We start from the raw sequence: 22354 nt of genomic DNA, 5'->3' as shown, positions 1-22354 counted from the left end.
CGGGCGTCAGCGCGTGGCGCACCGCCAGCAGGTTGACCAGCGAGGCCAGCGCATCCAGCAGGCTGTCGACCAGCGAGGCCAGCAACGACACCGAGTCGGTGGCCAGCCAGGCCGCAACCTTCACCGCGATCAGCAGCGCGGCTACCCCTACCGAGGCGTAGGTGGCGCGCCGCATCAGCCGGGCCTTCAGCGCCGGGTCGGCGGCAACGTAGGCCTGCACGCCGCTCACGGAAACAGCCGCTCGGTGGTCCAGCCGTCGCCCGCATGGCGGTAAACCAGCCGGTCATGCAGGCGGAAGGGGCGGTCGGCCCAGAATTCCAGGTAACTCGGCGCGATGCGGAAGCCTGACCAGTAGGATGGGCGCGGCACCTCGCCGATGGCGTATTTGGCGGCATATTTCGCTACCGCGGCTTCCAGCGCGAAGCGGCCTTCCAGCGGGCGCGACTGCTGCGAGGCCCAGGCACCGATGCGGCTGTCGCGCGGGCGCGAGGCGAAATAGGCATCGGCTTCCGCATCGCTCACCACGCTCACCTGTCCGCGCAGCCGCACCTGGCGGCGCAGGCTTTTCCAGTGCAGCACGGCGGCGGCCTGTTTGTTGGCCAGGATCTCGCGGCCCTTCTGGCTTTCGAAGTTGGTGTAGAAGACAAAGCCGCGGTCGTCGAAACCCTTCAGCAGCACCATGCGCACATTGGGCAGGCCATCGGTGTCGGCCGTGGCCAGCGCCATGGCATTGGCGTCGTTGGGTTCGCTCTTCTCCGCCTCGGCCAGCCAGCCGGCGAACAGAGCAAAAGGATCGGCTACAGCATCCATGTCTGGTTCAAGCCTTTGATAATCAATCTTAAATAGTCATTCCGCAGGCGCCGCAGATATAGCGCAGTGACGCAACAATACCAAATCCTTGCCGCAATCCGGCCGTAATCGGCCCGCAGATTCCATCCCGTGCCCGGCATGGGCATGTCTTTGGGGTTCCAACATCCATGATCGCCTCTTCCAAACGGTTTGTCCCTGTCGTCGCCGCGTTGGGCATCCTCGGCCTGCTGGCCGCCTGCGCCAATGACAGCGGCCCGAAGCAGAATGTCGGCACCGTGCTGGGTGGCGTCGGCGGCGCCGTGGCCGGCGCGCAGTTCGGCAAGGGCACCGGCCAGCTGGTCGGCGTTGCCGCCGGCACCCTGATCGGTGCGCTGCTCGGCTCTGAAGTCGGCAAGTCGCTCGACAAGGCCGACCGCACCTATATGGATCGCGCCAACCAGCGCGCCTTCGAAAGCACCCCCTCGGGCAGCCAGGTGTCCTGGCGCAACCCCGACAGCGGCAACGCCGGCACTGTAGTGCCGCAGCCGGCCTACCAGACGCGCAGCGGCGAGTATTGCCGCGAATTCCAGCAGACCATCCAGGTCGGCGGCCAGAGCCAGCAGGGCTATGGCACCGCCTGCCGCCAGCCCGATGGCAGCTGGAAGGTGATGAACTGATCCGGGTTTTCCCGCCCGCAAGGGCCTGAGTAGCTGCGTATTTTTCCCTTCCCCCCAGACTCAACGGCGTATCCACCCGGATGCGCCGTCTTTTTTTTGTGGCGGGTTAACCATGGCGGTCTAGAATGGCCCGGCCGCGCGGCAGAAGCCGGCGTGGCGCCCATGCGACAGGCAGGAGGCCAGAATGGTCACCGAGATTGCCCGGAATGGCACCCCCAAGGCCCTGCTGGCCGCGCGCGACGCGCTGACCGGCCAGAAGACGGCGCGCCCGAAAACCGAAGCCGAGCGCAAGCTCGACGAGATTCTGCAGCAGCTGCAAAACAGCCAGGGGAACGCCGCCAGGGAGGCGGCCCGGTGGAAACTGGACCAGGCGAAAATCCGGCTGGAAGGGCTGAAACTGGCGGCAGGTTCGGCGGCCGCCATGGGCGATGCCAGGATGGCGGGCCGAGTGGCCCGGGATATCCGCGATGCCGCCCGCGACATCAGCCGGGCGCTGGCCGATGCCGGCGGCGGGGTCACGGCCAGGATCGTGCCGCAGCCGCTCGTCGATGCCGCACAAGCCGCCGCCAAACAGAACAAGACGTCAGCCACCGGCAACGACCTTGCCACGCTGCAGGATGATGCGGCGGTGCTGCTCAAGGATTTCAGGAAAATCATGCGCAGGCTGCGGCTGACCGGCATGAATCCCGATATCCAGACGAAAGAGCGCGCCGAGATGGGGCGGCTGTTCGCCGCCGCCGACCGTGAGCTCGTCGGTCTCAGGGCAGCCGTCACGCCGCGGCCTGGCAGGGCGGTGGACCTGTCGGCCTGATTTGCCTAGCCTCCTCCCGTCACGGGAGGAACCATGCTGACGCCTTTGCTCGAACTGGATGTCGAGGTCGCCGCGCCGCAGAGCGCTGGCCGCGCGGGAACCGGCGAACGCCGCTGCGTGCCGATCACCGGTGGCCGCTTCAGCGGCCGGCTGGAAGGTCGCGTGCTGGCCGGCGGCGCCGACTGGCAGGTGCTGCGTCCCGATGGCCTGGCCGATCTGGATGCGCGCTACATGCTGCAGACCAGTGGCGGCGCACGGATCGAGGTGTGGAGCCGCGGCCTGCGCAGCGGTCCGGCCGAGGTGATGGCCCGGCTGGCCGCCGGCGAAACCGTCGACCCCGCTGCCTATTACATGCGGACGGCGATGCGCTTCGAAACTGCCGATCCCGCTCTGCAATGGCTGGTGCACAAGCTGGCAGTCGGCCTTGGCGAGCGCCGGCCCGACCTCGTGCGGCTGAAGGTCTTCGCCCTCGACTGAGCGCTAGTCTTGTGCCGGCTGCAGGATGCCGTGAATGCGGATCACCTGGCCATCCGCGTCGCGTTCGCTCTCGCCCAGCGCCTGCAGGACGTGATCGGGATGGTCGCGGTCATTCAGGCGGAAGCGGATCTGATCGCGCGCGGCGCCGGCGCGCAGGCGCTGGTAATGGCCGCGCACAATGTCGCGGTCGTCGGGATGCACGCGCTCCAGCCAGGCCGCCAGCGCCGCCGGGCAGGATTGTGGCGCCAGGCCCAGCAGGCCGTAGAACTCATCCGACCAGCCGATCCGCTCGGGCTCGGCCTGCCAGCTCCAGCTGCCATGGCCGGACAGGCGCTGGGCCGCGGTGAATTCGCCCAGCATGCTGCGATAGGCGCGATCGAGCTCGGCATGACTGCTTTCGGCCACGGCGCGGGCGCGGTCCAGGTCGCTGATCAGCCTGGCATTGCGTAAACGCAGCGCGATGGCAAAGCGTTCGCGCCGGTTGTTCATCTGCGCCACGAAGCTCAAGGACAAGATCAGGATGATGCCGAAGAACGACATGTAGATGGCGCTTGGTTCGGCTTCCAGCAGGGCGCGCGCATAGGGCGGCGCCGACATCGTGATCATGAAGGCATAGAAGGCGGGCAGATGCACGGCGCGGGTACTCATCGCGCTGATCAGCAGGCCGGCCCAGGCAACGCCGAGCACGGCCTGCAGGGCATAATCGCCGGGCGGATAGCAGAACCAGCCGAGCAGGCCCCAGGCGGTGCCGGTGATGGCCGAGCCGAAAGTGAAGCGCAGGCCCCAGTCGCCGCCGTTGCCGCCGATCAGGGGCGACGCATTGGCATAACGGTCGCGCTGGTAATCCAGATAGACAGTGCCGGCGGCATAGAGCAGCGTCAGCCCGGCGATATGCCACCAGGTCAGGAAATCCTTGTACATGACGAAGGCGCCGAACAGCATCGGGATCGGCAGATAGCGCGTGGCGAAACTGTTCTGGTACAGCCGCTCGATCAGCAAGGCCTCGACCTTCGGGTCGTGCCGGTCGAGCAGCGACTCGTCATCGTCGATTAGGCGTTGCAGCAGGGCCGGCGAAATGCCGGGCTGATCGTCCAAGCTGTGGTCCCCCGTTCCAGGCCGGCGGACGTTAGCATCCGTGTCGGCGCGGAGGCCAGCACGGATGAGTGGAGAGCACGGCTTTGCTGTGGAAAACCAGGCCGTGGCCCCATTCAGACCAGCTTGTCAGGCCAATTCGTCAGGCCAGCTCGGCACGCAGTTTCTGGCGCAGGATGTCGATCGGCACCAGCTTGCCTTCCACCTGCATGTGCCAGAACACCCAGCCGTTGCAGGCCGTGGCTCCCATCACATGGGCTCCGATCTTGTGGATCGAGCCGACTGCATCACCGGTGATCAGGCTACCATCAGCACGCACCTTGGCCGAGAAGCGGCGTGAGGGATCGACCAGCACGGTGCCGGGCGCCAGCAGGCCGCGCTCCACCACCCAGCCGAACGGCACGCGGGGCTCGTCTTTCTTCGAGCGCGTCACTTCCACGTCGTCGGGCGACGAGGGCTGCACCGTGGCGATGCGGCGTTCGGCTGCCCTGGCATAACGCTGTTCGCGCTCGATGCCGATGTAATGCCGGCCCAGCCGCTTGGCCACGGCGCCGGTAGTGCCAGAGCCGAAGAAGGGATCCAGGATCACGTCGCCCGGCTTGGTCGAAGCGATGATCACGCGATGCAGCAGGGCTTCCGGCTTCTGCGTCGGATGCGCCTTGGCGCCATCCTCGCCGCGCAGCCGCTCGTTGCCCGAGCAGATCGGAATCAGCCAGTCCGAGCGCATCTGTAGATCGTCGTTCAGCGCCTTCATGGCGTCGTAGTTGAAGGTATAGCCGCGCGCCGCCTGGTCTTTCGAACACCAGATCAGCGTTTCATGGGCATTGGTGAAACGCTTGCCGCGGAAATTCGGCATCGGGTTGGTCTTGCGCCACACCACGTCGTTCAGCATCCAGAATCCCAGATCCTGCAACTGGGCGCCGAGGCGGAAAATGTTGTGGTAGCTGCCGATCACCCAGATCGTGCCGTTCGGCTTCAGCAGGCGTTGCGCCGCCTGCAGCCAGGCTTTCGAGAAGGCATCGTAATCCGAGAAGGAGTCGAACTTGTCCCAGTCGTCGTCGACGGCATCGACCACGCTGTCATTCGGGCGGCGCAGTTCGCCGGAAAGCTGCAGGTTGTAGGGCGGGTCGGCGAAGATGCAGTCGATGCTCTCGGCCGGCAGGCTGTTCATCCTGGCGATGCATTCGCCGATCAGGATCTTGTCCAGCGGCAGGTCGGGATGCGGCAGGGCCTGGGCGATTTCCGCCTTGGCCGGTTTGGCCACCAGCGGCTTGGCGCGGGTGGTGCGGCGTCCCGCATCCGGGCTCGTCTTGACCAGACTGAGATGGCCCTTGCGGTGTGCCCTGCGGGCCTGGTCGGTGATTGTCGGAGCCATCTGCGGATCATCCCCCTAAAACGACCCGCAAGTCATTAGATTCTTTAGCTTATTAATTGGTTAATTCTATATCTAGAGTCATCTGCTGCTGTACAGGCGCAAAACCTAGTCGGTGGTGCGGCGAAATCCCCGCCAGCTTCAGCCCGCTTTGATGGGCCTCCGTGCCGTAACCCTTGTTGCGGTCCCAGCCATAGGCCGGATAACGGCGGTGCAGTTTCTCCATCGCGCGGTCGCGCACCACCTTGGCGACGATGGAGGCGGCGGCGATGGACAGGCTCAGGCCGTCGCCGCCGACCACGGCGGTGGCAGGGCAGCCGAGCTGTTTCGGGCAATGCTTGCCGTCGATCAGCGCATGCGCCGGCGTCACGCCCAAAGCCGTCACGGCGCGGCACATCGCCAGCATGGTGGCATGGAAGATGTTGAGCCGGGTGATTTCGGCCACGCTGGCGGCACCGATGCCGATCGCAGCATGGCCCTGCAGCGCCTGCTGGCGCAGCGCGGCGAACAGCGTCGCGCGCCTGTCCTCGCTCAGTTTCTTGGAATCGTCGATCCCGGCCAGGACGCCGCGCCGACCGCGTCGCAGGTCGAGAATCACCGCGGCGGCAACCACCGGACCGGCCAGCGGCCCGCGGCCGGCCTCGTCGACGCCGCAGACCGGCCCGTCATGCAGCCCGGCCAGTTTACGTTCCAGCGTGAAATCCGGCATTCCGGTCCCCTCGGCACCCCTTGGCGCCCTGCTGCCGCCACGAAGCCGCATTATATCCCGTCATGCCGGCGGCCGTCTTGCCCGCATCGGCCTCGCTGTGGAAAAGTCGGTTCGAAGTGTTGTGGAGGAACGATATGAGCGCGGCGCCCCAGAATCAGCAGAAGACGTATCAGGCTCATCCCGATGGCGAGATCCTCACCCGCCGCGATGGCGAGGTCTTCCTGATCGGCCTGAACCGGCCGGCCAAGCTGAATGGCTTCACGCCCAAGATGCTGCGTGAGCTGGCGGCCGCCTATACCGCCTTCGAAGCCGATGCGGCGGCGCGCGTCGCCGTGCTGTATGCCGAAGGCCCGCATTTCACCGCCGGCCTTGACCTGCCCAAGGTCGCCCCGCTGATGGGCGACAGAAACCTGCTGGTCGAGCCGGGCCAGATCGATCCCTGCAACAATGTGCCGCCCTTCCGCACCAAGCCGGTGGTGGCCGCCGTGCAGGGCATCACCTACACGATCGGCATCGAGCTGATGCTGGCTGCCGACATCGTGGTGGCTGCCAGCGACTGCCGCTTCAGCCAGCTCGAAGTCAAGCGCGGCATCATGGCCACCGGCGGCGCCACCATCCGCATGGTCGAGCGCGCCGGCTGGGGCAATGCCATGCGCTACCTGCTCACCGGCGACGAATTCGACGTTGCCACCGCGCTCAGGCTTGGTTTCGTGCAGGAGGTCACCGAGCCGGGCGGCCAGTTCAATGAGGCGCTGCGCATGGCGCGCAGGATCGCCGCCCAGGGACCCCTGGCAGTCAGCGCCACGCTGCGCAACGCCCGCCTTGCCGCGGAGGACGGCCCGGCCGCCGCCGTGGCCGATTTCCATCCCACGCAGCAGCGCCTGATGGCCAGCGAGGATGTGAAGGAAGGCGTCGCCAGCTTCGTCGAGAAGCGCGCCGCCATGTTCAAGGGGCGCTGAAGCCATGCTGCGCCATCTTGTCGTCGTCGCGCTGCTGGCCTGCGGCCTCGCGCTGCCCATGGCGGCGCCGGAACAGGCGCGGGCGCAGATTTTCATGTCGCCCGATGACGCCAAGCGGCTGGGCGCGCAGGAGCATCCGAAAATCCTGAAGGAATTCGGCGGGCCCTATGACGATCCGGAGATCGGCGCCTATGTCGCCGGTATTGCCGGGCGGATCGCCGGCCAGTCGGGCCAGCCGGCCGGCAACTTCACCTTCACCGTGCTGAATTCGCCGGTGGTCAATGCCTTCGCCCTGCCGGGCGGCTATGTCTACATCACGCGCGGTACGCTGGCGATCGCCAACAACGAGGCCGAGGCGGCCGGCGTGCTGGGCCACGAGATCGGCCATGTCATCGCCCAGCATTCGGAAAAGCGTTACGACAAGTCGGTCTTCACCAATCTCGGCGTGGCCGGCGCCTCGATCCTTGGCTCGATCTTCCTTGGCTCCGGCGCAGGCGATCTGATCGGCCAGATTGGCCAGATCGGTGGCGGCGCCTATCTGGCCGCCTTCAGCCGCGAAAACGAGCTGGAGGCCGACACCATCGGCATCAAGCTGCTGGCGCGCGTCGGCTATGCGCCCGATGCCCAGGCCGCTTTCCTGCAATCGTTGAGCGACTACAGCGACCTGGCGACCAAGATGGCCGGCCAGGCCGGCCGCGATCGCCTGAACGACCTGTTCGCCACCCATCCCGGCGGGCCACAGCGCGTGCGCGAGGCGATGGCGGCGGCACAGGAACAGCCGGCCAGCCCGGTCTATCGCCGCGACGATTATCTCGACCGCATCAACGGCATGATCTATGGCGATGATCCGAAGGAAGGCGTGGTGCGCGGCAGCACCTTCACCCATCCAGATCTGCGCCTGAGCTTTTCGGTGCCCGAGGACTGGCGTATTTCCAACACCAGCGATGCGGTGATCGCCAGCGGCCCGGGCGGCAAGCTGCAGTTCGATGTCGAGGGCGACAAGCGTAAGGTGCAGGCATCGCGCAGCGCGCTCGATTATCTCACCCGCATCTGGGTGCCCAAGCTGGGTTTGAGGAATGCCGAGGAGATCAAGGTCAATGGCATGCCGGCCGCCACCGGTTCGGCGCGCATCCAGATGAAAAGCGGCGGCAACGCCGATGTCCGCTTCATCGCCGTCGGCTTTCCCACCGATGCGATCCTGCGCTTCGTCATCATCGCGCCGGCCGGGGGGTTGAGTAAAATCGAGCCGGCCATGATCCGCAGCGTCAACTCGCTGAAATTCCTCTCCGAGGCCGAGGCGAAGGCGGTGCGGCCGCTGCGCCTGAAGGTGGTGAAGGTGCAGCCGGGCGACACGGCGGAGAAACTCGCCGAGACCCTGCCATTCAGCCGCCTGAAGCTGGAGCAGTTCCGCGTGCTTAACGGTCTGCGCGAAGGCGAGCAGCTCAAGCCGGGCGAACGGGTGAAACTGGTCGAGTGAATAATGGGATACCCGGTCTCGCCGACGTTCGCCCGGGATGACGATCTTCTTTCAGCCGTCATCCCGGCCAAGCGATGCATTTGCATCGCGCGAGCCGGGACCCCATTTCGATCGCACGCAATCCTGCTCACGCCTGGCTTGGCTGCAGCCCGGACACCTCGCCCAGATGGCGGCGCAGGCGTTTCAGCGCCTGGTGCTCCAGCTGGCGCACACGTTCCTTGGAAATGCCGAGTTTGATGCCCAGCCGCTCCAGCGTCACGTTGCCCTCGCTGTAGAACCGCGCCTGCACGATCATGCGTTCGCGCTCGGGCAAAGCCGCGACCGCCTCGCCGAGCCAGCGGCGTTTCAGGCGGGCATCGCGCTGGGTGATGGTCACGTCTTCCGGATTGGGGCGGTCGTCGACCAGCAGGTCCTGCCAGTCGGTCTCGCCATCCTCGCCGATCACGGCATTCAGCGAACGGTCGCCGGCGGCCAGGCGGCTTTCCATATGCACCACGTCATGCTCGCTGACATTGAGCTGCCTGGCGAGCTGGCGCCGGCCTTCGACGGTGAGCACGTCGCGGCCGCCGCGCTCGATCCTGGCGCGCAGGCGGCGCAGGTTGAAGAACAGCGACTTATGCGCCGCCGTCGTGCCGGTGCGCACGATCGACCAGTTGCGCAGCACAAAATCCTGGATCGCGGCGCGGATCCACCAGGCGGCATAGGTGGCAAAGCGCACCTCGCGTTCCGGCTCGAAGCGGGCGGCGGCCTGCATCAGGCCGAGATTGCCTTCCTGGATCAGGTCGTTCAGTGGCAGGCCGTAATGGCGGAAGCGCACGGCGGTGGAAATCACCAGCCGCATATGCGGCGCCACCAGCTTGTGCAGGGCAGTCTGGTTCTGGGTTTCGCGCCAGGCCTTCGCCAGGGCGACTTCCTCTTCGGGCGACAGCAGCGGCAGACGCATGGCGCGGCGCACGAAGGCGCGGTCGCTGGCTTCGGAAGAAGATACAGTCCGCGCAGAAGCAGTCCGCTCTGGGGTCATGGCAGCCTCGCTGGTCTGCCAATTCTACGCCCCCCGGCCGGGCCTGGATCACCTCACGCTTGCGTGTGGCCTGTCACGCTCTCGTGAACATGGCCGATGGCAGGCTGTTGGGCCGGGTGACGGCACCCGGTGGCCGCCAGGCGCCGGCGATATTGCTGACGAGGAAGCGGGCCACGCGCCCATCCGGGTCACTCAGCGGTAGCATGATACGCTGCCAGGATTCCACGGCCACATGCGGCGGCGGCACGTGCAGCGTATACAGCGCGGCGCGGCGCAGGCAGGCCGCGCGATACAGCGCGCGGAAGAACACCGAGATGTAGTTGCCGCCATCGATGTCGGAAACACGGCGGCCGGTCATGTCGCGGCCATAGGTCTCGGCCACCTTGGTGCCATAGAGCCGGAATTGCCCGTCCCAGCCGTCATCGACCATGTCGATCAGCACGATATGGCCCAGCGCCGGCCTGAGATCGAACGGCGATACGCGATCGGCGGCCGGCAGGTCGGCGTCGCCGCACAGGTTTTTCCAGTACTCGATCAGGAAGCTGATCTGCTGCGTATCGCTGACCGTGCTGTCCGGCGACCATTCCAGCGCTTCCAGCCGCGCGCCGCGCGCGGTGAAATATTCGGCCAGCGTATCGCGCTGATCGCTCAGCAGGGCCTCGACAAGAGATTCCAGCACGCCGCGTTCGCTCATGCCCAAGGCATAGCAAGTTGTCGTCGACTCAGCCAGCGGTGGATGCGCCGTGTGAACGAGAAGATGTCAGATGGCAAAACTCTCGACGATAGCGCCGTCGAGGGAGAAGCAGGCCACGTTGAGCGGTCCGCCGAAACCCGCGCCGCCATCGATGCAGCAGGTGAAGGCATCCAGATGGGTGCCTTCGCCGCGCGGATTGCCGCCGCTGATCACCCGCCGGAAGCCGGCGTAAGGCTGATCCAGGTTGCGGAAAGCCGGCGAACCCCACCAAAGGTGGTCGGACTGCTTGGCCAATGGCGCGGCCGGATCGATGCCGGCATGCACGAACAGCAATTCACCACCCTCGGAATAGGCGGCGCGGCGGAAGCAGCCAAACAGGTCGTCATGGCCGGGATGCTTGCGGATCGCGGCGCGCAGGCTGTTGGTCCAGCGACTGATGCCCAGCGCGCCCTCGCGCAGGATGCCGCGCACCTGGGCCGGCTCCATGCCGTAGCCGCGCAGGATCGGCTCCAGGCCGTGGCGCAGCATCCAGTCGAACACTTCGCCCGGGCCGGGCGCGAACTGGATCTGCAGCAGCTTGCGCCACATCTCTTCCTGGGCGCCGCGCAGATAGACGATGTCGTCCGGCTCGGCGCCGGGCAGGCAGAGGAAGTCGCGGCGGAAGGCCAGCAGTTCGTCGAGCGTGGCGATGGTGGCCGCGCCATGGCCGATCATGTTGCCGAGATAGACCATGCGGTCGCCGGGCAGCAGCCGGGCGGCCAATTCGTTATGCGCATCGCGCAGGCGGTCAATTTCGGCATGGATGGCGGCCATCGCCCAGATGCGCCGGCTGTGACGCAGCACGGCAAAGGCCTCGGTGGATGACACAGCGGGGGCTGTCGCGGCGGCGGACTCGCCGGAAGCTGGGGCGCCGGAAGCAGGAGCGCCATGGGAAGCGGGTGCAGGATACAGCGCGGACAAGTCCCTAACGAATCGGCCAATGGAAGGCGGGTCCGGCAACCGATGCTACCGGACCCGCTGGAGAATGCGAAGCGAAAAGCCGTGTCGCCCTTTCGTGTCCGGAACGCCGTTCCGGCCTGGAAGTTCAGGCGATCTTGAGAATCTTTTCCAGCTTCTTGGTCGCCGAATCCTCGTCGATCCGCTCCACCGCCGCCAGTTCCCGCACCAGGCGGTCGAGCGCCGATTCATAAATCTGGCGTTCGGAATAGCTCTGGTCCGGCTGGCCGGCATTGCGGTGCAGGTCGCGCACCACTTCGGCGATCGAAACCGGATCGCCGGAATTGATCTTGGCTTCGTATTCCTGGGCGCGGCGGCTCCACATGGCGCGCTTGATGCGGGCGCGGCCCTTCAGGGTATCCAGCGCGGTGCGCATCTTCTGCGGCGAGGAGAGCTTGCGGATGCCGACCGAGTTCACCTTGGTCAGCGGCACGCGCACCGTCATCTTGTCGCGCTCGAATTCCACCACCATCAGGTCGAGTTCGAACCCGGCGATCATCTGGCGCTCGATGCGCAGGATCTTGCCGACGCCGTGGGTCGGATAGACGACATGGTCGCCGGCGCTGAAATCGACCTTGACCTTGGCCGGCACGGGTTTCAGTTGGATTGGCTTTTGCGCCTGCTGCACCGGCTTGGGCTCGGGCGTGGCGGGCTTCACCGGCTGCGGCAGCGGCCGCGACGGGGGGGCGGATACCGCCATCGGCCTGGACGGCCGGGCGGGGGGCAGCGGAGCGGCCTTGCCGGTTGCTTTGGCCGTGACAACCACTTTGGCGGCCGGCTTTGTCTCGACCTTCTTCTTGGCCGGAGCGGCAGCGGCGGGCTTGGCAGCCGGCTTTGCCGCTGCCTTGGCCGGCGGTTTGGCGGCCGGCTTTGCCTTTGTGGCGTGGGGCTTTGCGGCCGGCGCCTTCGCCGCCGGGGCTTTCATCGCCGGGGCCTTGGCGGGCGGCGCCTTGGCCGCCGGTTTGGCTGTGGCCTTCGCCGGTTGCTTCACCGTGGCCGGCTTCTTCACCGCCGCCGCCCGGGCGGCAACCTTGGCGGCCGGTTTGGCCGCCGCTTTGGCTTTCGCGGGCGCGGCTTTGGCCGGAACTTTGGTCTTCTTGGTCACAGGGGCTTTCTTCGCGGCTTTTGTCACTGGCCACCCTCGCTTCATATCAAACAAATCCGGCCCTGCATCCCGAGTGTCGGCTGACCGGTCAGAACCAAATACAAAACCCTTCAGGTTCCGGAGGAACCCGTGCAAAGGCCGTTCTGGTCGAAACCAATCTCTCGGGCGCAACCTGAAGCTGCGATCAGCATGCCGCAGTCCAGGAGCCGGTCCCACCCACCCAGCATGATCTCCGGGTGAGGTTATTGTTCCGTTACATAATATACCACAGCCCGGACGGGGTGGACAGCAGCGAAGCGGACGCGCAAGTGGGTATCATTGCGCGTTATGGTGGAAATTGGCGGCTTTTCCGGGCTTTCAGCCCGAAGGGGCGGTTATTTCGTGCCTTCGCCCGGATTGGGGCTGAAATGCTTTTCGAACTTGCCTGCGACGCCCTTCCAGGTGTCGGCGTCGGCGGGTGGCTCGCCCTTGCGGGTGATGTTTGGCCACTTGGCGGCGTAGTCGCGGTTCATCTCGACCCAGCTCTCGGCCCGGTTATCGGTGTCGGGCAGGATCGCCTCGGCCGGGCATTCCGGCTCGCAGACGCCGCAATCAATGCATTCGTCGGGATTGATCACCAGCATGTTCTCGCCGACATAAAAACAGTCGACCGGACAGACCTCGACGCAATCCATGTACTTGCACTTGATGCACTGCTCGGTCACGACGTAGGTCATCGGCGGAACCCTGGAAAAAGCTGGCTGCGGTTGCGCTGCCTGATATGGGGCGGCAGCGGCGCGTGGGGTAGCACAGGGCCAAAGCCCGGTCAATTATTCGTGTACATACAGTAATTGGTCAAGCAGATTCCGCAGCTGCGTTGCCATGTCGCAGCCAGACGCGACTGCCGGTCAGGGCATGGTCTCATAAGTCGCCTGCGCCTCCGGCGCCGGCCCGCGGCGGGATGGCAGGCTTAAGATACGGATCACCTTCACCCCGGCTGGCAGCGGCAGAGTCAGCACATCGCCCACCCGCACCAGGGCATGGGGTTTGTCGACCACGCGGCCGTTGATGCGGATGCGGCCCTTGCCGGCCATCTTCTGGCCGATCGCCCGCGTCTTGCAGAAGCGCGCCAGCCACAGCCATTTGTCCAGCCGCAGGGCTGCGGCTTCGTTTTCGTCCTCGGTCATCGGTCGTGACTATAACCGGTCACAAACCCTCGGCTAGGCCGCCGCCGTCGTTTCCGCCAGCCAGCCCACCACCGCGCGCAGCGCCTCGATCCGGCTGGCGCCCTCCTCGTCGCGCAGGCGACGGTACAGCGCCATCTGCTGCGCCGCCGAGGTGCCGCGCGCCAGGATGGCGCGGGCATGCGCCACTTCCGTTTCGCAGCCCAGCGCCGCCGCATCCTCGGCGATCAGGCCGAGCATGGCTTCGATGATATCGGTAAACGGCACGACGCGGCGGGCGTCGAAATCAATCATGCCCGCGGTGGTGCCATAACGCTGGGCGCGCCAGCGGTTTTCCTCGATCAGCAGCCGCGTGTGGTTGCGCCAGATGCCGTTCAGGTCGGGCAGGCGGCGCAGCGCACGCACCAGGCAGCGATAGATCGCGGCGATGCACAGCGTATCTTCCAGATGGGTGCAGGAATCGGCGATGCGCAGTTCCAGCGTGGGAAAACGCAAGGAAGGCCGGATCGCCCACCAGACATGGCTGGCATCCTCGATCACGCCGGACGACACCAGCGTATTGATGAAGCTGTTGTAGTCGGCCAGGTTGACGAAGAAATCCGGAATGCCGGTGCGCGGCAATTCGTCATAGGCGGCCAGGCGATAACCCATCAGCCCGGTGGCATGCTTGCGCCAGAATGGCGACGAGGTGCTGAGCGCCAGCAGCACCGGCAAAAACGGCAGGATACGGTTCATCACGTCGATCCGCACATGCGGATCGCGCAGCTCCACGTGCACATGCAGGCCGCACATCATGTTGCGCATGGCGAGGAATTTCAGGTCATCGGCCAGCTTGTGATAGCGCGGCTTATCGGTCGGCTGCTGCTCGTTCCATTCCGCCATCGGATGGGTGCCGGCGGCGAAAACCTCCAGGTCGAATTCCGCCGTGGCATCGCGCAGGGCGCGGCGATAGCGGCGCAGGTGATTGCGCGCCTCGTCGATGGAATGGCAGATCGGCGTGGCGATCTCGATCTGCGATTGCAGCAATTCGGGCGTCACCTGCTCGCCCAACGCGCCGCGCGCCCGCCGGATCAACGCCTTGGGCATGCGCGCCACCGCATTCTTGGTCTCAGCCTCGGCCAGGAAATATTCTTCTTCGATGCCGATGGGATAGCCGACGCTCATCGGAACCTCCTTGCGCAATGTCCTTGATGCGGAAGGCGGCGCGGCGTGCCGTCTGGCGGCGCCTGCCCCGGGCAGGCCTGTTTCAAGGCTCAATGCGGCCGGAATATGGCGATGCCGGGTGTTTTGCTCATTCGCTGCAGCCGGTTTCCTGCCGGTACAGGCCGGGCAGGAAATGCTCGAACTGCCCAACCTCCTCGATATTGTGGCGCAGCCACGCGATGCCGCGGTCATGCGGAAAGCCGAAGCGCTGCATCAGCGGTGTGATGGCGCGCCGCCAGCCGCTCTGCCCGCCGACCAGCAGGCAGTTCTCATACAGCGTGCCGCCGGCGACGCGGGTGAAGCGGTATTCCATGCGCGCCAGCCCGGAAATGCCATGCAGCACCGGATTGTGGATATAGCCTTCTTCGTCGAGCTTCTCGATCTCGGTGGTGATGTCGACCTCGTAGGCCGGATTGCCGCCCAGATACTCGCGCAGCCGGATCACTGCGCCGGGACCGACGCTGCCATCGGCCAGGCGTCGCGCGTAGCTGGCATGGACATGGTCATAGGGATGCCAGGCGCGATAGCGGTTGATGCGCCGCCCCTCGATCTCGATGTCGCCCTCCAGATGCGAGAACCACCAGACCAGCATGCGCGGCGTGACGCCTCTGATGATGTCGTGCCGGATCCAGTAGCACAGCCGGCCGTCGGGCCGCTGCTCGACGCCATAGAGGGCGGAGCCGAGCGGCTTCAGAGCCCAGGGCAGCCGCAACGGCTCGGGCGGCCGGGCATGGCGTGCGGGATAGGCGGGGGCGTCGCCCGCCATGAGCGGACTCGGGCCGGCCGGAGCGGCAAACATCACTGGGTCCTCGCGAAAATAAAGTGTATAGCAATCACTATACACTTTATCCCGGGACGTCAAGCCGGTACGGTCCTGTGCCATGACCCGAGGCCCGCGCCCCACCAAGCATATCGACATTCTCTGGGCGGCCATCCGGCTGTTTGCCCGCCAGGGCGTGGCCCAGACCAGCACCCGCGAGATTGCCGCCGAGGCTGGAACCACCGAGCGTACGCTGTTCAAGCATTTCGGCTCGAAGGACAGCCTGGTGCGGGCGGTGATCGACGAAGCCGTGTTGCCGCACCTTGTGCCGGGCTCACTCGAAGCCCTGCGCCAGGCGGTGGAAGCGCAGGGCGATGATCTTGCGCTCTGGCACAGAGCCCTGCTGGCCGCACGCATGCAGGCGATCGGACAGGCGCCCGAGCTGATGCGCCTGTTGCTGGTCGAGCTGCTGCGGGACGAACAGTTACGTCACCGGTTCGCCATGCAATGGCGGGATGCCGTCTGGCAGCCGCTGACTGGCCTTTTCTCCCGCCTCCAGCACGAGGGGCGTGTGACGCGTCGCAGTTCGCCGCAAAGCCTGGCCCGGCTGTTTCTGTCGCTCAACCTCGGCTATCTGGTGGGGCGTTTCGCCCTGGCGCCCGATCTTGCGTGGGATGACGAAAGCGAGATCGAGGCGATCAGTCGGTTTTTTGCGCGTGGTGCGGCGCCGGAGTGACCGTCGCCACAATGCGCCATGCCGCCGCTGGCGCCCATCCTGCGCCTGCGATAGATTTGCAACTATGACAGACCGTCAACGCACGCTCATCCTCACCGGCGCCAGTCGCGGCATCGGCCATGCCACCGTGAAGCGCTTTTCCGCTGCCGGCTGGCGCGTCTTCACCGTTTCGCGGCAGCCGTTTTCGGAGCACTGCCCCTGGGAAGGCGGCGCCGAGAGCCATGTGCAGATGGACCTCAACGACATCTCGACCCTGCCGGCGACGATTGCCGATCTGAAAAAGCGGCTGCCCGATGGCAAGCTCGATGCCCTGGTCAACAATGCCGCGATCTCGCCCAAGGGGCCCGGCGGTTCGCGGCTCGGTGTGCTGGATACAGACCTCGCCGCGCTGATGCATGTCTATAACGTCAACCTGTTTTCGGTGGCCCTGCTGGCGAAAGGCCTGTTCGAGCAGCTGAAGGCGGCCCAGGGTTCGATCGTCAACGTCACCTCGATTGCGGGCTCGCGCGTGCATCCCTTCGCCGGCATGGCCTATGCCACCTCCAAGGCGGCTTTGGCGGCGCTGACCCGCGAAATGGCCTGGGAGTTTGGGCCGCATAACGTGCGGGTCAACGCCATCGCCCCGGGCGAGATCGACACCTCGATCCTCTCGCCGGGTACCGACGAGATCGTGCGCCGGGAAATCCCCATGCATCGCCTGGGCAAACCCGAGGAAGTGGCCAGCACGATCTATTTCCTGTGCACCCAGACCTCATCCTATGTAAACGGGGCGGAAATCCACATTAACGGCGGCCAGCACGTCTGAGAAACCCCGGCGGGGCTTGTGGTTTTCTTGCAGGTGGATTAGCCTTAAACACATTATATCCGCGTAATATAGCCGATTGCGCTGGGATATATGCGTAACCGGGTCCGCGGGCTTGCAGCCCGGACCCGCATGGGAAAAACCGCCGAGGGAACCTTGCTCAAGGGCAAACGCATCCTGCTGGTGATTTCGGGCGGCATCGCCGCCTACAAGTCGCTTGAGCTGATCCGCCGCCTGCGCGAGCGCGGCGCCGCCGTGCGCTGTGCGATGACCAGCGGGGCCGAGCATTTCGTCACCCCCATGAGCGTCTCCGCCCTGAGCGGCGAGAAGGTCGCGAGCAATCTCTTCTCGCTGACCGACGAAGCCGAGATGGGCCATATCGAACTCTCGCGCGATGCCGATTTGCTGGTGGTCGCGCCGGCCACTGCCAATATCCTCGCCCGCATGGCCCAGGGTCTGGCCGATGACATGGCCACCACTTTGCTGCTCGCGACCGACAAGCCCATCCTGGTCGCGCCGGCGATGAATGTGCGCATGTGGGTGCATCCGGCCACCCAGCGCAATATCGAGCAGCTCAGGAAGGATGGCGTCGCCATCATCGGGCCCAACGACGGCGAGATGGCCTGCGGCGAATTCGGTCCCGGCCGCATGGCCGAGCCGCTGGAAATCATCGCCGCCATCGAGGCACAGCTCGGCAAGCCGCTGCCGCGCCATCTCACGCTGGTTTCGGCGGCCCGCCCTGCACCCACGCCGGCCAGCGTGCAGCCGCTGGCCCAGGGCCTGAAAGGCCGCAGGATCATCGTCACCTCCGGCCCCACGCACGAGCCGATCGACCCGGTGCGCTACATCGCCAACCGTTCCTCGGGCAAGCAGGGCCATGCCATCGCCGCCGCCCTGGCCGCCCAGGGCGCCGAGGTCACCCTGGTCAGCGGCCCGGTCAGCCTGCCCGATCCGCCCGGCGTGAAGACCGTGCATGTGGAATCGGCGCGCGAGATGTTTGAGCATTGCTTCCTCAACCTGCCGGTCGATGCCGTGGTCTGCGCCGCCGCCGTGGCCGACTGGCGCGTTGCCGTGGAGGCGCCGCAGAAGCTGAAAAAAAGCGGCGATCTGCCGCCCACCCTGAAGCTGGCCGAGAATCCGGATATCCTGCGCGCCATCGCCACCACCGATCCCAAGCGCCGGCCGGCGCTGGTGGTCGGTTTCGCCGCCGAGACCGAGAATGTGGTGGCCTATGCGCGCAAGAAGCTGCAATCGAAAGGCTGCGACTGGATCGTGGCCAACAGCGTGGCGGAAGGCAGCGGCACCTTCGGCGGTGACCGCAACACCGTGCATCTGGTGCGTGGCGACTCTGTTGAAGCCAAAGCGTCGGTGGAAGACTGGCCCACCATGAGCAAGCAGGATGTGGCGGCCCGCCTGGCCGAACGCATCGCCGAGCATTTCAGTGCCTCCCGCAGGAAGAAAGACAAGTCCGCATGACCGCACCTTTGCATGTGCCGCTGAAACGGCTGCCCCATGGCGCCGACCTGCCGCTGCCGGCCTATGCCACGGCGGATGCCGCGGGCCTCGATCTGCTGGCCGCGGTCAGTGAGCCGCTGACGCTGCAGCCGGGCGAGCGCAAGCTGGTGCCGACCGGTCTCAGCATCGCGGTGCCGCCGGGCTTCGAGGCGCAGGTGCGGCCACGCTCCGGTCTGGCGCTCAAGCACGGCATCACCGTGCTGAACGCGCCCGGCACCATCGATGCCGATTATCGTGGCGAGGTCGGCGTGGTGCTGATCAACCACGGCGACAAGGCTTTTGTCATCAACCGTGGCGAACGCATCGCGCAGATGGTGATCGCCGCATATAGCCGCATCGCGTGGATCGAGGCGGCGGAATTGCCGCAGACCCAGCGCGGCGCCGGCGGCTTCGGCTCGACCGGCACCGGTACTGGCCCCGGTACTGGCGCTGCGGCCAAGACAGCCTGAGGAGACGACGACAATGCTCAAGTGCACGCGGCGTACCATGCACGCCCTGGAAGCGGTGGTGGATATCGCCTTTCATGCGCGGCCTGAACCGGTGCAGTCCAAGGATATCGCCACGCGACAGGGCGTGCCGCAACGCTATCTGGAACAGGTGATGCAGCACCTGGTGCGCAACGGCATCCTGAAAGGCGTGCGCGGGCCGCGCGGCGGTTATACGCTGGCGCGCGAACGCCGCCGCATCACGGTGGGCGAGGTGGTGCGCATCGTCTCCGAGCTGGATGCCGATGGCGAGGATGATTTTGCCGCCGGTTCCGAGCTCGGCCGCCGCACCGTGCAGCCGATCTGGGAGGAATGCCAGGCCGTGCTGATGGCGCGCGTCGACAAGATCACCCTGGAAGACCTGTGCGGCCGGGCCGAAACCGCCGGCTTTGCCGCCGAACTGGAAGGCGCGGATAATTTCGCCATCTGAAGCGTTGCGTCCTGACCGCAGGATCATCGAAGCGATGCCGATAAAACGGGAGGAATCATGACGCAGGCGCGCCCCAACACCATCCGTCCGGTCAATCCGCCGCGCGGCCGGGTCTACGACTCCATCGTCGACACCATCGGCGCCACGCCGCTGGTGCGCATCAACCGCCTGGCCAGTGAGGCGGGAGCGAAAGCCGATCTGCTGGCCAAGCTGGAATTCTTCAATCCGCTGAGTTCCGTGAAGGATCGCATCGGCATCGCCATGATCGAGGCGCTGGAAGCCGCCGGCAAGCTCAGGCCCGGCGCCACCATCGTCGAGCCCACCTCGGGCAATACCGGCATCGCGCTGGCTTTCGTCGCCGCCGCCAAGGGCTATCGCCTGATCCTGGTGATGCCGGAAAGCATGTCGCTGGAGCGCCGCAAGATGCTCAGGTTCCTCGGCGCCGAGCTCGACCTCACCCCGGCCGGCATGGGCATGAAGGGCGCGCTGGCCCGCGCCGACGAGCTGGTGAAGCAGATCCCCGGCGCGGTGATGCCGCAGCAATTCGAGAATCCGGCCAATCCGGAAATCCACCGCCACACCACGGCCGAGGAAATCTGGACCGATACCGCCGGCAAGGTCGATGTGGTGATCTCCGGCGTCGGCACCGGCGGCACGCTGACCGGCATCGGCAGCGTGCTGAAGAAGAAAAAGCCATCCCTGCGCATGGTGGCGGTCGAGCCGGAAGACAGCCCGATGATCTCGGCCGGCAAGGCCGGCCCGCACAAGATCCAGGGTATCGGCGCCGGCTTCATCCCCGGAAATCTCGACACGTCGCTGATCGACGAGGTGATCACCATCGGCAACGAGACCGCCTTCGAGACCTCGCGCCGCATGGCGAAACTGGAAGGCATTCCGGCCGGCATTTCCTCGGGCGCCGCGATGGCGGCCGGACTGGAAGTCGCATCGCGGCCCGGCATGGAAGGCAAGACGGTGGTCGTCATCATCCCGTCCTTCGCCGAGCGTTATCTCTCCACCGCCCTGTTCGACGGTCTCTGAGATCGTGGCCGTGTTCGGCAAGGACGAGCTTGAGCGTTATGCCCGCCATATCATCCTGCCCGAGATCGGCGGCGCCGGGCAGCAGGCGCTGAAGCGCTCCCGCGTGCTGGTGATCGGCGCCGGCGGGCTGGGTTCGCCCCTGCTGCTTTATCTGGCCGCCGCGGGCGTCGGCACGATTGGCATCGTCGACGACGATACCGTGTCGCTGTCCAACCTGCAGCGCCAGGTGCTGCACAATACCGAACGCCTCGGCATCAAGAAGACCGAAAGCGCCGCAGTCGCCCTGTCGGCGCTCAACCCGCATGTCCGCGTCATCGAGCATACCCAGCGCCTGACGCCCGAGAGCGCCGATGCGCTGATCGGCGCCTATGACCTCGTTGCCGATGGCAGCGACAATTTCGACACGCGCTTCCTGGTCAACGATACCTGCTACCGCCTGAGGAAAACGCTGGTCACGGCGGCGATGCTGCGCTTCGACGGTCAGCTCTCCACCTTCAAGGCGCATCTGGGCGAGCCGCATCCCTGCTATCGCTGCGTCTTCCCCGAGCCACCGCCGCCGGGCAGCGTGCCGGCCTGTTCGGAAGCCGGCGTGCTCGGCGCCCTGGGCGGCGTGATGGGCAGCCTGCAGGCGCTTGAGGTGGTCAAGGAATTGCTTGGCCTGGGCGAGAGCCTGTCCGGCCGCCTGCTACTGTATGACGCATTGCGCGGCGATGTCCGTACCGTGAAACTGCGCCGCGACCCGCATTGCCGTACCTGTGGCGGCGCCTGACCGATTGCGTGACATGACTGTTGAGTTTGATGCTGCCGCTAACGAATACATCGTCCGCGGCCACTGGCCCGACATAGACGATGCCCGGCTGCAACTGCTCTTGCGGCGCTGGGCCGAATGGCGCGGGAATCGTCTGGCGCCGCCGCGCAGCGCGGTCGATCCCGCCTCGATCATTCCCTGCCTGCCGGAATTGTGGATTTTCCGCCTGAGTGAGGACCGCAGCCATGTGGTCTGTTCTCTGGCCGGCGACAAGCTGAACGAGGCATGGGGTTTTTCCATCATGGGCAAGACGCCGATGGAGCTCTGGGGCCCGGAGCAGGGCGGCATCGTCAACGAGCGACTGAAGCGCGTCGCCCTGATCCCGGCCATCGTCCACGGCACATCCAGCATCACTCCGGTAAGCGATCTCCCCGGCACCCGGCTGGCCCGCCGGCTGATGCTGCCGCTCTGCGACGATGCCGGGGCGCCCTATGGCGCCATCGGCCTGACCCTGCTGGGCTATGACCGCCGGCGCGACCAGCCGCAGGCTGCCCCGCTGCTGGTCCAGGCCTGGCGGCATCCCTGCGCCGATCTGCCCCCGGATTTGCCGCCGTTGTGAAGCCCGCCGGCTTGCCGGGTGTGAATGCGGATGGCTCCGGCTCGACGCTGGCGTGAGGCTCGCTTAGCATGATGCCGGTATGGAGCAGTATTCAGATCTGCCGTCAGTTGCGGAGCGGGATGGCCTGGTGGCGCCTCCCGGCACCTGGCCGATCTTCAGCGATCCGCGGTTCAGCCTGCTGCTGCGCCACTGGGCCGAAAAGCGCCAGGGCCTGACCGCACCGCGGGACGCCATCGACCCGGCGGCGATCAAATCCTGCCTGCCGCATGTCTACATGTTCCGCTACCGGGCGGAGGATGGTGGTTTCATCTGCACCCTGGCTGGCGAAAAAGTGCATGAGGCCTGGGGGCAGCCCATGATCGGCCGCCAGCCGCAGGACTTCATGCCGCCGGACAGCGCCGCCACCGCCCTGGCGATATACCGCCGGATCGTCACCGAGCCGGCGGTGCATGTCGGGCACCGGCCGATCATCCCGCAGGGCCGGGCGGAAAAGCCGGCCGACCGTCTGGTGGTGCCGCTCAGCTGGCCCGATGGCCGTCCCTGGGGCATGCTGGGCCTGTCGCTTTACCACTACAATCCGGTTACCGAGGCGCAGCACCCGCCCCATGTCGGGCCGAACGTGACCTATTTCCCCTGCGCCGCTCTGCCGCCAGGCCTGCCGCCTGCCGCCTGATCA

At 66.1% G+C, this 22354-nt stretch carries 27 protein-coding genes; 14 read left to right on the top strand and 13 right to left on the bottom strand.

The annotated features are described in order from the left end of the window. On the bottom strand, window positions 1-175 hold a 175-nt coding region (locus tag Q1J79_RS09530), incomplete at its 3' end, for a cation transporter (protein ID WP_367182979.1). A gap of 50 nt (window positions 176-225) precedes the next feature. Then, the gene (pdxH, locus tag Q1J79_RS09525; protein ID WP_300299600.1) at window positions 226-810 is read right to left on the bottom strand and encodes a pyridoxamine 5'-phosphate oxidase; all 585 of its coding nucleotides are present in this window, start codon (window positions 808-810) and stop codon (window positions 226-228) included. Between the two features lie 167 nt (window positions 811-977). Here pdxH and Q1J79_RS09520 point away from each other — a divergent pair, with 167 nt between their 5' ends. From Q1J79_RS09520 to Q1J79_RS09510, 3 genes are all read left to right on the top strand, one after another. Then, window positions 978-1466 (top strand): RT0821/Lpp0805 family surface protein, encoded by a 489-nt coding sequence (locus Q1J79_RS09520; protein ID WP_300299598.1) that lies wholly within the window; start codon window positions 978-980, stop codon window positions 1464-1466. Between the two features lie 184 nt (window positions 1467-1650). Next, complete coding sequence (locus Q1J79_RS09515; RefSeq protein ID WP_300299596.1) at window positions 1651-2277, top strand: hypothetical protein; 627 nt, start codon at window positions 1651-1653, stop codon at window positions 2275-2277. A gap of 33 nt (window positions 2278-2310) precedes the next feature. Continuing rightward, window positions 2311-2754: a DUF3237 domain-containing protein gene (locus Q1J79_RS09510; RefSeq protein ID WP_300299594.1), complete on the top strand. Its 444-nt coding sequence runs from the start codon at window positions 2311-2313 to the stop codon at window positions 2752-2754. Between the two features lie 3 nt (window positions 2755-2757). Here Q1J79_RS09510 and Q1J79_RS09505 read toward each other — a convergent pair whose 3' ends face one another. The 3 genes from Q1J79_RS09505 to Q1J79_RS09495 all read right to left on the bottom strand — a co-directional run bounded on the left by Q1J79_RS09505 (window position 2758) and on the right by Q1J79_RS09495 (window position 5927). After that, on the bottom strand, window positions 2758-3849 hold the full coding sequence (locus Q1J79_RS09505) for a PAS domain-containing protein (RefSeq protein WP_300299592.1): 1092 nt from the start codon (window positions 3847-3849) through the stop codon (window positions 2758-2760). Window positions 3850-3988: 139 nt separating this feature from the next. Further along, a complete protein-coding gene (locus Q1J79_RS09500; RefSeq protein ID WP_300299612.1) occupies window positions 3989-5017 on the bottom strand; it encodes a site-specific DNA-methyltransferase in 1029 nt (342 codons plus the stop codon). Between the two features lie 256 nt (window positions 5018-5273). Next, complete coding sequence (locus Q1J79_RS09495) at window positions 5274-5927, bottom strand: ribonuclease HII (RefSeq protein WP_300299590.1); 654 nt, start codon at window positions 5925-5927, stop codon at window positions 5274-5276. A 134-nt stretch (window positions 5928-6061) separates the two neighbouring features. Here Q1J79_RS09495 and Q1J79_RS09490 point away from each other — a divergent pair, with 134 nt between their 5' ends. Next, window positions 6062-6886: a crotonase/enoyl-CoA hydratase family protein gene (locus tag Q1J79_RS09490; protein ID WP_300299588.1), complete on the top strand. Its 825-nt coding sequence runs from the start codon at window positions 6062-6064 to the stop codon at window positions 6884-6886. 4 nt (window positions 6887-6890) lie between these two features. Continuing rightward, window positions 6891-8363, top strand: a complete 1473-nt coding sequence (locus Q1J79_RS09485; protein WP_300299586.1) for a M48 family metalloprotease — start codon at window positions 6891-6893, stop codon at window positions 8361-8363. 127 nt (window positions 8364-8490) lie between these two features. On the opposite strand, the gene Q1J79_RS09480 is transcribed toward Q1J79_RS09485, so the two are convergent. The 8 genes from Q1J79_RS09480 to Q1J79_RS09445 all read right to left on the bottom strand — a co-directional run bounded on the left by Q1J79_RS09480 (window position 8491) and on the right by Q1J79_RS09445 (window position 15311). Continuing rightward, a complete protein-coding gene (locus Q1J79_RS09480) occupies window positions 8491-9384 on the bottom strand; it encodes an RNA polymerase factor sigma-32 (RefSeq protein WP_300299584.1) in 894 nt (297 codons plus the stop codon). A 73-nt stretch (window positions 9385-9457) separates the two neighbouring features. Continuing rightward, a complete protein-coding gene (locus Q1J79_RS09475; RefSeq protein ID WP_300299582.1) occupies window positions 9458-10078 on the bottom strand; it encodes a PAS domain-containing protein in 621 nt (206 codons plus the stop codon). A gap of 66 nt (window positions 10079-10144) precedes the next feature. After that, complete coding sequence (locus tag Q1J79_RS09470; RefSeq protein WP_300299580.1) at window positions 10145-10945, bottom strand: hypothetical protein; 801 nt, start codon at window positions 10943-10945, stop codon at window positions 10145-10147. Window positions 10946-11162: 217 nt separating this feature from the next. Next, window positions 11163-12179: a CarD family transcriptional regulator gene (locus Q1J79_RS09465; RefSeq protein WP_300299578.1), complete on the bottom strand. Its 1017-nt coding sequence runs from the start codon at window positions 12177-12179 to the stop codon at window positions 11163-11165. Window positions 12180-12553: 374 nt separating this feature from the next. Beyond that, window positions 12554-12895 carry a ferredoxin FdxA gene (gene fdxA, locus Q1J79_RS09460; RefSeq protein ID WP_300299576.1) on the bottom strand — a complete coding sequence of 114 codons (342 nt, stop codon included), beginning with the start codon at window positions 12893-12895 and terminating at the stop codon, window positions 12554-12556. Window positions 12896-13066: 171 nt separating this feature from the next. Further along, window positions 13067-13345 (bottom strand): RNA-binding S4 domain-containing protein, encoded by a 279-nt coding sequence (locus Q1J79_RS09455; protein ID WP_300299574.1) that lies wholly within the window; start codon window positions 13343-13345, stop codon window positions 13067-13069. Window positions 13346-13378: 33 nt separating this feature from the next. Next, window positions 13379-14506, bottom strand: a complete 1128-nt coding sequence (locus Q1J79_RS09450) for a carboxylate-amine ligase (protein ID WP_300299572.1) — start codon at window positions 14504-14506, stop codon at window positions 13379-13381. A gap of 127 nt (window positions 14507-14633) precedes the next feature. Further along, a complete protein-coding gene (locus tag Q1J79_RS09445) occupies window positions 14634-15311 on the bottom strand; it encodes a hypothetical protein (RefSeq protein WP_300299570.1) in 678 nt (225 codons plus the stop codon). A 115-nt stretch (window positions 15312-15426) separates the two neighbouring features. Here Q1J79_RS09445 and Q1J79_RS09440 point away from each other — a divergent pair, with 115 nt between their 5' ends. From Q1J79_RS09440 to Q1J79_RS09400, 9 genes are all read left to right on the top strand, one after another. Further along, window positions 15427-16041: a TetR/AcrR family transcriptional regulator gene (locus Q1J79_RS09440; RefSeq protein WP_300299568.1), complete on the top strand. Its 615-nt coding sequence runs from the start codon at window positions 15427-15429 to the stop codon at window positions 16039-16041. Window positions 16042-16105: 64 nt separating this feature from the next. Continuing rightward, window positions 16106-16846: an SDR family NAD(P)-dependent oxidoreductase gene (locus Q1J79_RS09435; RefSeq protein WP_300299566.1), complete on the top strand. Its 741-nt coding sequence runs from the start codon at window positions 16106-16108 to the stop codon at window positions 16844-16846. A gap of 129 nt (window positions 16847-16975) precedes the next feature. Further along, window positions 16976-18319 (top strand): bifunctional phosphopantothenoylcysteine decarboxylase/phosphopantothenate--cysteine ligase CoaBC, encoded by a 1344-nt coding sequence (coaBC, locus tag Q1J79_RS09430; RefSeq protein WP_300299564.1) that lies wholly within the window; start codon window positions 16976-16978, stop codon window positions 18317-18319. Beyond that, on the top strand, window positions 18316-18807 hold the full coding sequence (gene dut, locus Q1J79_RS09425) for a dUTP diphosphatase (RefSeq protein WP_300299562.1): 492 nt from the start codon (window positions 18316-18318) through the stop codon (window positions 18805-18807). Before coaBC ends, dut begins: the two co-directional genes overlap by 4 nt. A gap of 13 nt (window positions 18808-18820) precedes the next feature. Continuing rightward, window positions 18821-19273, top strand: a complete 453-nt coding sequence (locus Q1J79_RS09420; protein WP_300299560.1) for an Rrf2 family transcriptional regulator — start codon at window positions 18821-18823, stop codon at window positions 19271-19273. A 57-nt stretch (window positions 19274-19330) separates the two neighbouring features. Continuing rightward, window positions 19331-20311, top strand: a complete 981-nt coding sequence (gene cysK / locus Q1J79_RS09415) for a cysteine synthase A (RefSeq protein WP_300299558.1) — start codon at window positions 19331-19333, stop codon at window positions 20309-20311. 10 nt (window positions 20312-20321) lie between these two features. Beyond that, window positions 20322-21080 (top strand): molybdopterin-synthase adenylyltransferase MoeB, encoded by a 759-nt coding sequence (locus Q1J79_RS09410; RefSeq protein ID WP_300299556.1) that lies wholly within the window; start codon window positions 20322-20324, stop codon window positions 21078-21080. A 13-nt stretch (window positions 21081-21093) separates the two neighbouring features. Next, entirely contained in the window at window positions 21094-21678 is a 585-nt protein-coding gene (locus Q1J79_RS09405; RefSeq protein ID WP_300299554.1) for a PAS domain-containing protein, read from the top strand. 79 nt (window positions 21679-21757) lie between these two features. Further along, a complete protein-coding gene (locus tag Q1J79_RS09400; RefSeq protein WP_300299552.1) occupies window positions 21758-22351 on the top strand; it encodes a PAS domain-containing protein in 594 nt (197 codons plus the stop codon). Window positions 22352-22354: the final 3 nt, after the last annotated feature.

The sequence above is a fragment of the Ferrovibrio sp. genome, from assembly GCF_029255545.1.
Taxonomy (GTDB): Bacteria; Pseudomonadota; Alphaproteobacteria; order Ferrovibrionales; family Ferrovibrionaceae; genus Ferrovibrio.
This window is presented reverse-complemented; position numbering and strand designations above follow the sequence as displayed.